Raw genomic sequence first — 548 nt, forward strand, 5'->3', positions numbered from 1 at the left:
ACACAAATAGACTTAAAAGAAAAGAAGGAGAACCAGGCAGCACATACAACTCCAGCCAGCGCTCCGCGCTGACTTCCGCGTATGGCTTTCACGTTGCCAAAATAGATTATGAAAAACAAAGTACTCCTCATCCTTCTTATGTATGTAATAACCGGTTGTACAACGACTGGCTCCAACACTGGAAGAAGTGAACCTCCACACATTCTTCAAAAAGAAGACGCATCATACCCAGAAAACTATGCTGGAGATAGGAAACCTCAGCAAATAATCGTCGAAATGAATCTCGATGAAACAGGAAGAATTACTGACACCTTTATACATTCATCGCCTGACCCTAAACTAAACGATGTCGCGATCGAAGCAGCGAAGAAATTCAAATTTTCACCTATGATCAACAATGGTGAAAAAGTACCAGGAAAGGTAAGGGTGCCGATAACTATTAGATGATAGGCTAAATCGGGTAGCCAGGGGCATTAACTCCCCCAGCTCCCACACCACCTAGCATGCGGATCCGCACTAGGCGGTTCCAATACGCTATCGGGACGTAT

1 protein-coding gene is annotated in these 548 nt (G+C 44.5%); it reads left to right on the forward strand.

What is annotated here, in order from left to right:
• Positions 1-108: 108 nt before the first annotated feature.
• The gene (locus QEH53_RS23960) at positions 109-447 is read left to right on the forward strand and encodes an energy transducer TonB (RefSeq protein ID WP_309025766.1); all 339 of its coding nucleotides are present in this window, start codon (positions 109-111) and stop codon (positions 445-447) included.
• The last annotated feature ends 101 nt before the right edge of the window (positions 448-548 follow it).

Source organism: Pelagicoccus sp. SDUM812002 (genome assembly GCF_031127835.1).
GTDB lineage: Bacteria > Verrucomicrobiota > Verrucomicrobiia > Opitutales > Opitutaceae > Pelagicoccus.

What these genes read in the sequence shown, in the direction of transcription:
- QEH53_RS23960 (WP_309025766.1), top strand. Translation starts at nt 109, where the DNA reads ATGAAAAACAAAGTACTCCTCATCCTTCTTATGTATGTAATAACCGGT.